The 12,481-nt window shown below is 71.7% G+C and carries 13 protein-coding genes; 4 read left to right on the top strand and 9 right to left on the bottom strand.

All coding sequences use genetic code 11. The annotated features are described in order from the left end of the window. Nucleotides 1-42 precede the first annotated feature (42 nt). Together FB559_RS31055 and FB559_RS31050 are read left to right on the top strand one after the other, a co-directional pair. On the top strand, nt 43-1,686 hold the full coding sequence (locus FB559_RS31055; protein ID WP_246122225.1) for a PucR family transcriptional regulator: 1,644 nt from the start codon (nt 43-45) through the stop codon (nt 1,684-1,686). 36 nt (nt 1,687-1,722) lie between these two features. Next, a complete protein-coding gene (locus FB559_RS31050; RefSeq protein ID WP_141960257.1) occupies nt 1,723-2,517 on the top strand; it encodes a metallophosphoesterase family protein in 795 nt (264 codons plus the stop codon). Here the strand turns inward: FB559_RS31050 and FB559_RS31045 are convergent. Next, nucleotides 2,475-3,089, bottom strand: coding sequence for a helix-turn-helix domain-containing protein (locus FB559_RS31045; RefSeq protein WP_141960255.1), 615 nt, complete (start codon nt 3,087-3,089; stop codon nt 2,475-2,477). The two genes, FB559_RS31050 and FB559_RS31045, sit on opposite strands and share 43 nt — an antisense overlap. Before the next feature lie 107 nt (nt 3,090-3,196). Here FB559_RS31045 and FB559_RS31040 point away from each other — a divergent pair, with 107 nt between their 5' ends. Further along, nucleotides 3,197-3,799: a class I SAM-dependent methyltransferase gene (locus tag FB559_RS31040; RefSeq protein WP_141962040.1), complete on the top strand. Its 603-nt coding sequence runs from the start codon at nt 3,197-3,199 to the stop codon at nt 3,797-3,799. A 10-nt stretch (nt 3,800-3,809) separates the two neighbouring features. On the opposite strand, the gene FB559_RS31035 is transcribed toward FB559_RS31040, so the two are convergent. The 8 genes from FB559_RS31035 to FB559_RS31000 form a co-directional block, all read right to left on the bottom strand. Further along, nucleotides 3,810-4,172, bottom strand: a complete 363-nt coding sequence (locus FB559_RS31035) for a GntR family transcriptional regulator (RefSeq protein WP_141960253.1) — start codon at nt 4,170-4,172, stop codon at nt 3,810-3,812. 111 nt (nt 4,173-4,283) lie between these two features. Further along, the gene (locus FB559_RS31030) at nt 4,284-5,189 is read right to left on the bottom strand and encodes a succinylglutamate desuccinylase/aspartoacylase family protein (RefSeq protein WP_141960251.1); all 906 of its coding nucleotides are present in this window, start codon (nt 5,187-5,189) and stop codon (nt 4,284-4,286) included. Further along, a complete protein-coding gene (locus FB559_RS31025; RefSeq protein WP_141960249.1) occupies nt 5,186-6,040 on the bottom strand; it encodes an alpha/beta fold hydrolase in 855 nt (284 codons plus the stop codon). Before FB559_RS31025 ends, FB559_RS31030 begins: the two co-directional genes overlap by 4 nt. A 23-nt stretch (nt 6,041-6,063) precedes the next feature. After that, nucleotides 6,064-7,773, bottom strand: coding sequence for a DUF885 domain-containing protein (locus FB559_RS31020; protein ID WP_141960247.1), 1,710 nt, complete (start codon nt 7,771-7,773; stop codon nt 6,064-6,066). 36 nt (nt 7,774-7,809) lie between these two features. Beyond that, nucleotides 7,810-8,997 carry a dipeptidase gene (locus tag FB559_RS31015; protein WP_141960245.1) on the bottom strand — a complete coding sequence of 396 codons (1,188 nt, stop codon included), beginning with the start codon at nt 8,995-8,997 and terminating at the stop codon, nt 7,810-7,812. Next, nucleotides 8,994-10,367 carry a dipeptidase gene (locus tag FB559_RS31010; protein WP_221640249.1) on the bottom strand — a complete coding sequence of 458 codons (1,374 nt, stop codon included), beginning with the start codon at nt 10,365-10,367 and terminating at the stop codon, nt 8,994-8,996. Before FB559_RS31010 ends, FB559_RS31015 begins: the two co-directional genes overlap by 4 nt. After that, nucleotides 10,354-11,043 (bottom strand): SDR family NAD(P)-dependent oxidoreductase, encoded by a 690-nt coding sequence (locus FB559_RS31005; protein ID WP_221640248.1) that lies wholly within the window; start codon nt 11,041-11,043, stop codon nt 10,354-10,356. The genes FB559_RS31010 and FB559_RS31005 overlap by 14 nt, the downstream gene beginning before the upstream one ends. Beyond that, nucleotides 11,040-11,723, bottom strand: coding sequence for a creatininase family protein (locus FB559_RS31000; RefSeq protein WP_141960239.1), 684 nt, complete (start codon nt 11,721-11,723; stop codon nt 11,040-11,042). Before FB559_RS31000 ends, FB559_RS31005 begins: the two co-directional genes overlap by 4 nt. 173 nt (nt 11,724-11,896) lie before the next feature. On the opposite strand from FB559_RS31000, the gene FB559_RS30995 reads away from it, so the two are divergent. Then, nucleotides 11,897-12,481, top strand: coding sequence for an Lrp/AsnC family transcriptional regulator (locus tag FB559_RS30995; RefSeq protein ID WP_141960237.1), 585 nt, complete (start codon nt 11,897-11,899; stop codon nt 12,479-12,481).

Here is a 12,481-nt window from a genome sequence, read left to right as displayed (position 1 = left end):
CCCATCACGATGACCTCACGGCCCCACGCCAGCCTCGGCCGAGTGCTGGACGATCTCGGCACGACCCTGCTGGAACTCGTCCACGGTGACGCGGACCAGACCGGCGACATCGGCGGTGTCGCCATCCACGACCCGCTCGAGGAGCCGGTCCTGCCGCAGCACGCGCTGGTCCTGGGCGTCGGCCTGCACGACCCGGAGGAGATCACGCGGCTGCTGCGCACGCTCGGCCGGCACGAGGCCGCCGGGCTCGTGCTCCGGGCGCCGATCCCGCCGTCCGCCGAGCTGGCGGCGGCGGCCGCGGAGACCGGCGTGGCCCTCCTCGGGCTGACGCGCGGCGCCTCCTGGGCGCAGCTCGCCGCGATCCTGCGTTCGCTGCTCGCCGAGGGCGACGTCGGGGACGCCGGGCCCGAGACCCTGGGCGGGATCCCGTCCGGTGACCTGTTCGCCCTCGCCAACGCGGTCGCCGCCCTCCTCGACGCGCCGGTGACCATCGAGGACCGGGGTTCGCGCGTGCTGGCCTTCTCCGGCCGCCAGGACGAGGCCGACCCCTCCCGCGTGGAAACGATCCTCGGCCGCCGGGTGCCCGAGCGCTACGCCCGGCTGATCACCGAACGCGGGGTGTTCCGCGACCTGTACCGCAGCGACCGGCCGGTGTACGTCGAGCCGCCGACAGGCGGGCTGGACGGCTTCTGCGTCCCGCGCGTCGCGATGGCCGTGCGTGCCGGCGACGAGGTGCTCGGCTCGATCTGGGCCGCCGTCCGCGAACCGCTCAGCGCCGACCGTACCCGTGCGCTCTCCGACGCCAGCCGGCTCGTGGCGCTGCACATGCTGCGCATCCGGGCCGGCGCGGACGTCGAACGCCGGCTGCGAACCGACCTCCTGAGCACGGCGCTGGAAGGCGGAGCCGGGGCTCGCGAGGCCCTCAACCGCCTGGGCCTGGCCGACCAGCCGGTCGTCGTGCTGGCCCTCGCGACGCCGGAGTCCGCGCAGGCCGAGCGGTCGATCGGCACCGACACGGGCCGGGCCACCGAACGCCAGCGGCTGTGCGACGGCCTGGCGATGCATCTCAGCGCGGTGCACCCGCGCTGCGCCGCCGCGCTCGTCGGCGACGTGGTCTACGGGCTGGTGCCCGTGATCCGTGCCGACGACGGTGAGCGGCGGGCGGTCCACATCGCCGCCGACTTCCTCGACCGCGTCGGCGACCGTACCCGCGCGGTGGTGGGCGTCGGCCCGGTGGCGCGTGACACGGCCGGCCTGTCCGGCGCCCGCGCCAGCGCCGACCGCGCCCTGCGAGTACTCCGGGCGGGCACCGGAGGAGGCCGCCGCGTCGCTCGGCTGGCCGATGTCCACGTCGAGGCGCTGCTGCTGGAGCTGCGCGATCTGGTCGCGGCGCGCGGCGACCGTCCCACCGGGCCGGTCGCGCGGCTGCTCGCCTACGACGAGCGGCACAACGCCAAGCTGATCCCGACGCTCCGGGCATGGCTGGACGCGTTCGGCGACGTCCCGGCGGCGGCCGCGGCCATGCACGTCCACCCGAACACCTTCCGCTACCGGCTGCGCCGCCTCGCCGAGGTCGGCGCCATCGACCTGACGGACCCGGAGGCACGCTTCGCCGCGATGCTGCAACTCCGCGTCGTCACACCACACCCCCATCGGCCCTCCCGCCCCGAGCCGCCCGCGGGATGATCAGCGGTGGCAACAGGCGAACAGTGGGAGGCAGCGATGCGAGTCGCGGTACTGGCCGATGTCCACGGCAATCTGCCGGCGCTGGAAGCGGTGCTGGACGAGGTCGAACGCCTGTCGGTCGACCGGATCGTGCTGAACGGCGACATCGCCGGCGGTCCTCTCCCCGGCGAGACCCTGGCCCGCCTCGCGGAACTGGGCGAACGCGCCGTCTGGGTGCACGGCAACGGTGAACGGGAGATGGTCGCCGGCTTCGACGAGGTCTCCGATCCCACCGCCCACGAGGACAGCCTCGAGCAGGGCCGGCTGCTCGGACCCGCCGAACGCGCCCTGATCGCCGATCTGCCCCTGACCGTGACCCTCGAGATCGACGGGCTGGGATCGGTCCTGTTCTGCCACGCCACTCCCCGCCGCGACGACGAGATGCTGCTGGTCGACAGCCCTCCTGCCCGCTACGCGGCGGTCCTGGAGGGGGTCACCGCCGACGCGGTGGTGCTCGGCCATACCCACATGCCCTTCGACCGGCTCTTCGACCGACGGCGGATCGTCAACCCGGGCAGCGTGGGCATGCCGTACGGACACGACGGCGCCGCATGGGCACTGCTCGGCCCGGGTGTCGAACTACGGCGCACCTCCTACGACACGGAGGCCGCCGCCCGCCGGCTCGCACGCGGCCCCTGGCACCGCGCGGCCGCGTGGGCCGACGAGTACGTGCTCCACCGGTACGGCGACCTCGAGGCCCTCGAAGCCTTCACCCCGAAAGACGAGGAACCCCCTAGAGCAAGCCGTGATCATGTGGCGGACGCCTCGATGCCGGCCGCTCGGCGCCGGTAGCGGGCTTTGATGTGGACGCGTTCGCCCTGGGGGCCGAGGATGCTGAGGAATTCCACGGGGTGTTCGTCGGCGTTGCCGAACCAGTGCGGGAGGTGGGTGTCGAATTCGGCGACTTCGCCCTCGGTGAGGATGAAGTCCTTGTCGCCGAGTACGACGCGCAGGCGTCCGCTCAGGACGTACAGCCAGTGGTAGCCCTCGTGTGAGCGGGGGTCGGGTCCGCGACCGTCGGTCAAGCCGGCGGGCAGGATGTGCTTGAACGCCTGCAGTCCGCCGGGTTTGCGCGTCAGCGGCACCACGGTCATGCCGTTCCGGGTGAACGGCTGCGGATACACCCGGGGATCGAGATCGGCCGGAGCGCCGATCAGCTCCTCGACCGGGACGCGATAGGCCCTGGCCAGGGGCAGGAGGAGTTCGAGCCCCGGTTTGCGGTGCCCGGACTCCAGCCGGGACAGCGTGCTGATCGGAATGCCGGTGGTCTCCGACAGGACGGTCAGGGTGACGCCGCGGCGACGGCGCAACTCGCGCAGCCGGGGCCCGACCGCGGCCAGCACCGCGTCGAGGTCGTCACTCATACGTTCACCGTGCCCGCGTTTTGCATTTTCCGCAAAGGACTTTGCGCGATTGGTGACGCAGGTGCACCTTGGCGTCGGAGGTGGTCACGATGACCCGGAATCCCGCCATGGACGTCCGACGCTGGGACGAGATGTATCGCAGCCGCGACCAGGTGTTCAGCGGTGACCCCAACGGAGTGCTCGTCGGCGAGACCATCGACCTGCCACCGGGCAGGGCGCTCGACGCCGGATGCGGCGAAGGCGCCGACGCACTCTGGCTGGCTCGGCGCGGCTGGCAGGTCACCGCGGTCGACGTCTCCGAGACCGCCCTGCGACGTGCCGCCGCCGCTGCCACCGAAGTCAAGGACCGCGTGTCGTGGGCACGGGCCGACCTCATCACCACGCCGCCCCCGGCGGACGCCTTCGACCTGGTGTCCATCCAGTACTTCCCGCTCCGTCGCCGGTCAGGCCACGCGGCGCTGCGCGGCCTGCTGGACGCCGTCGCCCCCGGCGGCACGCTGCTCTTCGCCACCCACGCCCTCTCGGATCTGGCCCCGCGCCAGGAGGAGGACTTCGACCCCGCCGACTACTACCAGCCCGACGACATCGCCGAACTCCTCGATCCCACCTGGAACGTCCTGGTCAAGGAGACCCGCCCCCGCACCGCCCCGGCCCCCGCCGGCACACACCACACCCACGACACCGTCCTGCGCGCGCTGCGCCTGCCGTGAGCAACATCTACTAGGGCACCGGGCCGTCGAGCGCTCGCCGTACCATCCCCAGGGCCTCCTCGGAGCCGACGCGGAGGCGTTTCACCCGTGCCGCGAACTCCATCGCCGCCTCTTCGGCCAGGCGGGTGGTGACGTCGGCGGTGCCCGCGACCACGGTGCCGTTGCGTCCTCTCGTCGCCACGACGCCGTCCTGCTCGAGTTCGCGGTAGGCGCGGGCCACGGTGTTCGCGGCGAGTCCGAGGTCGTCGGCCAGCCGCCGTACGGTGGGCAGCCGGGTGCCGGTGGGCAGTTCCCCATCGTGCACCCGCGCGGAGATCTGCGCGCGGATCTGCTCGTACGGCGGCGTCGACGACTGCGGGTCAAGAGTGATCATGCTGGGCCAATCCGATCGCCGGCAACGACGCGGCCAGCATCCCACCGGCCACGACCACGGGCCACGACCACCGGGCCACGACCACCGGCCGCGACCACGGGCGGCGACCGCTCAGTCGCGGGCGAGGCCGAGGAGCAGGCCGTCGGCCGGGACCGCGGGGCTGGTGGTCAGGAACAGCGGCGTACCGGCGTCGGGCGCGGTCACCTCGGCGAACACCTCGCCCCAGACATCGCTCATCGTGCCGAGGAGCGCGCCCGCCCGTACCGCCTCCCCCGTCCTCACGGCCGGCTGCCACCAGCCTGCGCGGTCGGTGCGCAGCCAGTGCCAGCCCTCGTGGAAGCGTGGCTCCGGCATCGGCGCCGGATCACCGGCGAGCACGCCGATGGTCCTGGCGATGTTGGTGAGACCGGCCAGGTGCTGGTCCACCGCGGCCCGGTCGACCAAGCCGTTCTGCCCGGACTCCGCGATGATCGCCGGGATCCCGGCGTCGGCCGCGGCGGCGCAGGTGCTGCCCGCGACCGTACGTGCCGTCGCGGCCTGCCGGACCATGTGGCCCGCGCCGTAGGCCAGTGCGAGGGCGCGGGAGGCCGCCTCGACCGGCGACTCCTCGAAGATCGTGAACGGCTCCAGCGCCTCGGGCAGGTCGCCGGCGTGCAGGTCGACCAGGTAGTCCGCGCCGAGCACGAACGAGGTGAACACGTGGTGGGCGAGCACCTCGGTGAAGCCGCCGCCCGCGTCGCCGGGGAAGGCGCGGTTCAGGTTCTCGCCGTCCACCGGGACCACGAAGGGCGACCGGGCCCAGAACGCGGGCACGTTCACCACCGGCACGACGGTGATCGCCCCCGACACCTCGTCCGGGTCCACGTCGCGGACGAACTCCCGCAGCGCGGCGATCGAGGTGTACTCCGTGCCGTGCACGCCGGCCACCACCGTGAGCCGCGGCCCGTCGCCGCGGCCCTGGATCTCGAAGTAGGGGATGTCGAGCCCGGGAACGCTCAGCGTCCGGCGTTCCGTCATCGCGCGGCTCCCAGCTCCGGCAGCGCCTCGGCGAGGAAGTCGCGCATCGTCTGCTGGAACAACGATGCCTCCTCGGTCTGCGGCGAGTGCCCGGACTTCTCGAAGACGACCAGCTTGGAGTTCGGGATGAGCGAGGCGATCGTCTCCGACGACGACACGGGCGTCACCCAGTCCGTACGGCCGACGGTGACGAGCGTGGGGCAGGTGACCGACGGGAGCTGCGGCTTGACGTCGTAGACCGGCGCGTTGTGCTGGAAGCACCAGTTGTGCGCCTCGTGGCGGTAGATGCCGGCCTCGACACGCGCCTTCGCCTTCTCCTCGTCGTACTCGAAGTCGTACAGCGGGATCAGCTCGGCCCAGCGTGCCTTGAGGTCCTCGTCGTCGCGGATGTGGCCGGACCAGTAGCGGTCGTAGTTCTCCCAGTTCAGCTTCACGCGGGTCTGCTTGCGCGCGTTCTCGTGCGCGAGCTCGAGGTTGGTGCGGTCCGGTGAGGTGTCCCGCAGGATCATCGCCCGCACCCGGTCCGGGTAGGCGATCGCGTACTCCATGGCGATGAACCCGCCGTACGAGCCGCCCGCGACCACGATCTGCTCGGCGCCGATCCACTCACGCAGCCCGTCCACGTCCGCGGCCCACTGCGCGTGGGAGTACGGCGGGACGCCCTCGCTCAGGCCGCAGCCCCGTGAGTCGAACACCACCACACGGAACAGGTCGGACAGCGGGCCGAACGTCGACTTCGGCTCCGCCAGCGAACCGATGCCGCCCCCGCCGTGATGGGCGATCAGTACAGGCGCGCCCTCCTCGCCGAGCACCTCGACGTTGAGCCGCGCGCCGTTGATTTCCACGAACATGTGCACTCCTCAGGAAGGGGGGGTCAAGCCGCCGTTTCGTCGGTCCAGGCGCCCACGATCTGGCCGAGCACGTCGAGCGGGACCGCGGCGTTGCCGAGCACGGCGCCGTGGAAGGCCCGGATGTCGAACCGGGAGCCGAGGCGGTCCTGTGCCTCGGCGCGCAGCCGCCGGATCTCCCGGCGGCCGATCATGTACGCCAGCGCCTGGCCGGGCCACGCCGAGTACCGGTCGATCTCGTTGCGGACGTTGGCGCGCGTGGTCGCGGTGTTGTCCCACATGAAGTCCATGGCCTTCTGGCGGGACCAGCCCAGGTGGTGCATGCCGGTGTCGACCACGAGCCGGCAGGCCCGCAGCGAGTCGAACGAGAGCATGCCGAGCCGGGCGAGATCGGAGGTGTAAAGCCCCATCTCGTCGGCGAGCCGCTCGCAGTACAGGCCCCAGCCCTCGACGTACCCGCAGACCTCGGCGTCCAGGAACCGCCGGAACGCCGGCAGGGCCGTCAGCGTCTGCGCGGAGGCGATCTGCAGGTGGTGGCCCGGGGTGCTCTCGTGGAAGGCGAGCGCCTCGTACTCGTACACGAACCGCTCCTGCGGGTCGGTGGTGAGCACGCAGTGCGCGCCGGGACGGGACCCGTCGCCGGCCGGCGGCCGGTAGTGGGCGAGCGCGGCGTTGCCGGCCTCGATCGGGTTGATCTCCTCGATCACGCAGTCGGCGATGTCGTAGGCAGGGAACCAGTCGTCGCGTACCTCCTCCGCGCGGCGCAACGCGTCGCCGACCGTGGCGACGATCTGCGCGCTCGTCTCGAACCGCAGCGACGTGTCATCCCGCAGCCGGGCCTGGATCTCGGCCAGGTCGCTCGTGCCCAGCGCGCGGCCGCCCACCTCGGCCCACTCCGCGCGCAGGTCGGCCAGGCAGTCCAGGCCGATCTGGTGGATCTCGTCCGGGGTGAGGTCGGTGGTGGTGTGCCGCCGCACCGCGGCGCGGTAGCCCTCCTCGCCGCCGGGGACGAAACGGATGCCGACCTTGTCGTCGGGCCGCGCCACCGGCAGGAGGTCGTCCCGCAGCCCGGCGAGCAGCCGACGCAGGGCGGGCCGTACGCGGTCGGCGACGATCTCGGCCGCCCGCGCCCTGACCTGGGCCGCGTCCACGTCCTGCGGCAACCGCGGGCTGAGCAGCGTGTCATCCTCCAGGCTCAACGCGAGGTGGCCGGTGAGCTGGTCGATGGCCTGGCCGACGCCGATCCGGGTCGGGAGGCGGCCGTCCGCCTTCGCCTCGCGGTACCGGTCCGTGACCGCGTCGAGGAACGCGGGCAGCCCCGACAGCCGCTCGATGTACGCCTCGGCGGCGGCCGCGTCGGTGATCGACGTGGCCGGCACCGCCATGAACATCATCGCCTGCGGCGAGGAGTAGCCGTCCGCGGACGCCGTGGACTCCCACAGGGCGTGCTCCAGGTCGGACCGGGTGGCCCAGGCGAGGCGCCCGAGCACGGCGTGGTTGACCCGGTCGGCCTGGTTCAGGCCGTCGGTGGCGATGTCCGACAGCCGCCGCTCGATGTCCCGCAGTTTGCCGGCGGTGACGTCCGCGCCCGCCCGGCTCGGGTCGGGCACCAGGCCGTCGAAGCCCGGCGCGCCCAGCAGGGTGGCGCTGAACGGATCGGCCGAGTGCTTCACCTGGAAGAACTCTTCGCTGAGCCGGGCAAGCTCCGCGTTCGGGGCGGGCTCGTTGTCAGCCATCGATGATCACCTTTCTGGTCGATCGGGCGCGGCGCGTCACCGGACCCAGATCTTTTCGAGTGCCCTGAGGATGTTGCCGCCGAGCACGGCGGCGATCTCGTCGTCGGAGAAGCCCTCGGCCACCAGCCACGCGGCGATGTTGGCGAAGTTCTCGGTCGGGTTCTCCAGCCCGTCCACGTACTCCACCGGCTCGAACGCGGGGCCGCCGGGAGCGGCAGCCCCCACCTTGAGCAGGTCCGCGAAGACGGTGTGCAGCCCGACGTGGTCGCCGTAGAGCGTGTCCGGCCCGAAGGCGACGTGCTCGATGCCGACCAGGTCCAGGCAGTACCGGAAGTGGTCCATCACCGAGAGGATCGTGTGCCGGGAGTGCGCGTGCGACAGCGTGGTGTGCGGCGCCGCGGACATCCCGATCACTCCCCCGGTCTCGGCCACGGCCCGCAGCACGTCGTCCGGCTTCATCCGCGGTGTGTCCCAGACCGCGCGCGCCCCGGCGTGCGTCATGAACACGGGCTTGTCACTCGTCGCGCACGTGTCCAGGCTCGTGCGGTCGGAGGAGTGCGAGACGTCGATGGCCAGGCCCAACTGGTTCATCCGGGCGACCGCACGCCGCCCGAAGTCGGTCAGCCCGCCGTCGCTGGTCTCGTTCAGGCCGCTGCCGAGCGTGTTGGCGTCGGAGTAGGCGATGCCGATCTGCCGGAGGCCGAGGCCGTACAGGACGTCGAGCCGGTCGATCTCGTTCTCGATCGGCGTCGCCGCCTCCAGGCCGAACACCAGCCCCACCTTGCCGAGCCGGTGCGCGTACTCGATGTCGGCGAGCGTACGGACCACGATGACGTCGCTCTGGTGCGCGACGTCGGCCTGGCGCATGCCGAGGTCGGTGATGATGTCGAGCCATCGCCACGGGGCGTTACCGGTCACGCAGGCGGTGCCGTCCATCATGTTGTCGAACACCACCGTCATGCCCGACGCCCGCAGTCCCGCGAACGCCGTGTGCTGCCGTCCGGTGCGGTTGTAGGCCGGGGTGTCACGCATGTCGGCCGGGAAGCGCACCGGATGGTCGTGCAGGCTGATCACGATGGTGTCCCGCAGCAGCCGGTCCGCCCGCGCCCGGTCCTCCGCGCTCAGCCCGGCCTCGTACGGCGGGACGCGGCCGAACTCCGGCGCCAGGTCGAAGGCCGGAACCTCGCCGGGCTCGAGGTAGCCGTAGGACTCGTACGCGGTCATGAGCCGTCCCGTGACACCGGAGCCAGCCGGTGCGGCCCGTCGGCGAGCAGCCGCCACAGCCGCTCCCAGGCGCGCATGCCCTCGCGCAGCCGGGAGATCCGCATGTACTCGTTCGGCGCGTGGAGGTTCTCGTCCGCCGTGGAGAAGGAGAAGAACAGCGTCTTGGCGCCGAGCACCTCCTCGAACAGCGCGGTCGCGGGCAGCGTGCCGGCGATGACGGCCAGCAGGACGTCCTGTCCGGGATAGACGTCCGCGAGCGCCGCGCTCGCCGCCCGGATCGCCGCATGGTCGGCGGGGATCGTGTACGCGGGCACCCCGACGTCGTCGGGGCGGACCGCGACGCGTACGCCGGGGATCTTGTGCGCGAGCACGTGGTCGGTGATCGCCTGGAGCACCCGCTCGGGGCGCTGTCCCGGCACGAGCCGGCAGGAGATGTGGCCGGTGGCGGCGTGCGGGATGACGGTGTACTTGCCGCCGGCCCGGACGCCGTTGATCTCCAGGGTGGGGCGTTCCCACAGCCGTTCCAGCGTGCTGTAGCCGGCCTCGCCGAACACCTCGTCCAGGCCGAGGCCCGCGCGGTAGGCGTCGTCGTCGAACGGGACCTCGGCGATGGCGGCGCGGCGTTCGTCGCTCAGCGCGGGGATGCCGTCGTAGAAGCCCTCGACCGCGACCCGGCCGTCGGAGGTGTGCAGGCCGGCCAGGATCTCCGACAGCGCGTGCACCGGGTTGGCCACGGTGCCGCCGTACCGTCCGGAGTGCAGGTCACCGTCGGCCCCGGTGACCTCGATGTCGAGGGTCACCAGGCCCTTCGAGGCGATCGACAGCGAGGGCTCGCTCGGCCGCCACATGGCGCCGTCGGCGGAGATCACCAGGTCGGCCGCGAGCTCGTCGGCGTGCTCCCGCAGGTACGCGGGCAGGTGCGGGCTGCCGATCTCCTCCTCGCCCTCGAAGAGGAACTTCACGTTCAGGGGCAGAGCGCCCTCCTGGGCGAGGAACGCCTGCGCCACCTTGAGGACGATGAACACCGGGCCCTTGTCGTCGGTGACACCACGCCCGCGGATCACGTCGCCGTCCCGGACGAGCTCGAACGGCGGGGTGTCCCACTCGGCGAGGTCGCCGGTCGGCTGCACGTCGTAGTGGCCGTAGACGAGGATCGTCGGCGCGTCCGGCGCGCCCAGCCAATCGGCGCGCACCACCGGATGCCCCTGAGTGGCGACGACCCGGCCGCCCGCGAATGAAAGCTGCGCGGCGAGCCATTCCGCCGCGGTGCGCATCGTTTCCGCCGTCGCGTCCCGGCTCACGCTCGGGACCGCAACATAATCCGTCAGCTCGTCGATGTAGTCGGAGTCAGTAGCATCAAAAGAGAGCATGTCCACCATCAATCGAAATTGTCTGCCCGGTTATCCAGGACGAGTCCTCGGAGACGAAGAAGCGGACACCGTTCGCGATGTCGTCCGGCCTGCCGAGCCGTCGTACCGCGATGCCCTCGACGAGCGCGGACTGCCCCTGCTCGCCGTAGCTCTCCCACTGCCTCACCGTCGTGGGGTTGGACAGCACGAACCCGGGCGCGATGCAGTTCACCGTGATGCCGAACGGGCCGAGCTCGTGCGCCATCTGCCGGGTGAAGCCGATCTGCCCGGCCTTCGAGCTCGCGTACGCCTGGATGCCGGTGAGGCTGACGCTGCGTCCCGCGCCGGAGGAGATGTTGACGATGCGGCCCCAGCCCCGGCGCTTCATGCCCGGCGCGACGGCCCTGGTGCACAGGAAGGTGCTGGTCAGGTTCGCCGCGACAACGGCCGACCAGGCGTCGTCGGTGATCTCCTCGATCGGGTGATGGGTCTGGCCGACCACCCCGCCGGCGTTGTTCACGAGGATGTCGACGTCGCCGACGCCGGCGAAGAAGGCGCCCACCGCGGCGGAGTCGGTCAGGTCCGCGGTGTCCTTGTCGACGCGGTGCACCCGGACCCCGTCCGCCTCCAGCAGGTCCGCGATGGCCGACCCGATCCCGTGCGCCGTGCCCGTGACGACGGCGGCTCTTCCGTTCACAGCCATCCCTCCTCCAGGAGTTCGCGTACCTCGGCGACGCCCGCGTCCCACACGACCCGCATGTCCTCGTCGGAACGCCGGTAGGCCCCGCCCAGGCTGCCGTCCGTGGAACGTTCCCTCATCTCGTCCGCGGTCAGGTTGTTCGCCTGCGACCGGGGCAGGACCGGGGCGGAGCCCTCGGGGATCTCCACCCCGGCGACCCTGGTCCACGGGAAGTTCTCCAGCCAGGAGCCGTGGTACTGGTCCTCGTCGAACCGGCTCGCCGCCTCGGCGGTCTTCGGCGCGTTGTACCAGCTGTGGAACAGCACCTGCACCCGCTCGGGGCGCGGCTCGGAGATCCATTCGCGGATGAGGCCGGCGACGGGCGCGTTGCCGCCGTGGCCGTTGATGACCGCGATCCGGCGGAAGCCCTGGCCGGCGAGGCAGTCGAGCAGGTCGCGCAGCACCGCGACGTACGTGCCGATGCGCAGGGTCATGCTGCCCGGATAGCGCGCGAAATAGGGCGCCATGCCGAACGGCAGGACCGGCAGCACCGGCACGCCGAGCGGCTCGGCCGCCTCCACCGACACCCGCTCGGCGAGCAGCGCGTCGGTACCCAGCGAAAGGTACCCGTGCTGCTCGGTCGAGCCGACCGGGAGCACGATGCGGTCATCGCGCTCGAGCCGGTCGGCGATTTGCATCCAGTTACTGTCGAAGACCCGCAACGGCCCTCACGCTCCGTCCTGTAAGCGCCCACGCGTAAACGAGTCGCGTGCGCAGATCGGAAGAGACGGCCCGATTGAATTGCCGCCGCTATCCGTAAAATGGATCGTCTAGAAAATCTCCGCCATAGGCGCCTTTCAATGCTTCGCGCGTGGGTAATCTCATCGACATGCCCCCGCATCGCCGTACCCGCCCCAACACCTCATCGCCTCCGGCCGCAGGCGGCTTCGACGTGCCCGAGCAGTCCCCGGCGGTTCCGCTCGACGAGGTGGACCGCCGGATACTCGTGCTCCTCAGTGAGGACTCCCGGCGCTCCCAGCGTGCGCTGGCCCGCGAGCTCGGGATGTCCGCCCCGGCGGTCAGGGAGCGGATCGGGCGCCTGGAGCGCCTCGGCGTGATCCGTGGTTACGGCGTCCGGCTGGACTGGAGCGCCGCGGGCTACCCGATGACGGTCTACCTCAGCATCAGCGCCGTCCAGGGTTACCAGCAGGGCGAGATCGTCAAGCAGATCGCCCGCATGCCGGAGGTCGAGTGGCTCGACATCGTCACCGGCGGGATCGACATGCTCGCCCGACTCCGGGTGCGTGATCATGCGCATCTGCGGCAGGTGCTGGTGGAGGAGATCTGGAAGCTCGAGGGCGTACAGCGCACCGAGACGTCGCTGGCCATCGTGGAGATCGAGCCGAGGAACCTCGTGGCCGAGCTGCTCTCGGAGCCGCCGGACGACCAGGAGTGA

Origin of the sequence: Actinoallomurus bryophytorum, assembly GCF_006716425.1 — a bacterium.
Classification (GTDB): domain Bacteria; phylum Actinomycetota; class Actinomycetes; order Streptosporangiales; family Streptosporangiaceae; genus Actinoallomurus; species Actinoallomurus bryophytorum.
The sequence above is the reverse complement of the archived record's forward strand: the minus strand, read 5'-3'. Positions and strand labels throughout refer to the sequence as shown.

Coding starts and splice junctions, on each gene's coding strand:
- FB559_RS31050 (WP_141960257.1), top strand. CDS start 1,723: ATGCGAGTCGCGGTACTGGCCGATGTCCACGGCAATCTGCCGGCGCTG.
- FB559_RS31045 (WP_141960255.1), bottom strand. CDS start 3,089: ATGAGTGACGACCTCGACGCGGTGCTGGCCGCGGTCGGGCCCCGGCTG.
- FB559_RS31040 (WP_141962040.1), top strand. CDS start 3,197: ATGGACGTCCGACGCTGGGACGAGATGTATCGCAGCCGCGACCAGGTG.
- FB559_RS31035 (WP_141960253.1), bottom strand. CDS start 4,172: ATGATCACTCTTGACCCGCAGTCGTCGACGCCGCCGTACGAGCAGATC.
- FB559_RS31030 (WP_141960251.1), bottom strand. CDS start 5,189: ATGACGGAACGCCGGACGCTGAGCGTTCCCGGGCTCGACATCCCCTAC.
- FB559_RS31025 (WP_141960249.1), bottom strand. CDS start 6,040: ATGTTCGTGGAAATCAACGGCGCGCGGCTCAACGTCGAGGTGCTCGGC.
- FB559_RS31020 (WP_141960247.1), bottom strand. CDS start 7,773: ATGGCTGACAACGAGCCCGCCCCGAACGCGGAGCTTGCCCGGCTCAGC.
- FB559_RS31015 (WP_141960245.1), bottom strand. CDS start 8,997: ATGACCGCGTACGAGTCCTACGGCTACCTCGAGCCCGGCGAGGTTCCG.
- FB559_RS31010 (WP_221640249.1), bottom strand. CDS start 10,367: ATGCTCTCTTTTGATGCTACTGACTCCGACTACATCGACGAGCTGACG.
- FB559_RS31000 (WP_141960239.1), bottom strand. CDS start 11,723: ATGCAAATCGCCGACCGGCTCGAGCGCGATGACCGCATCGTGCTCCCG.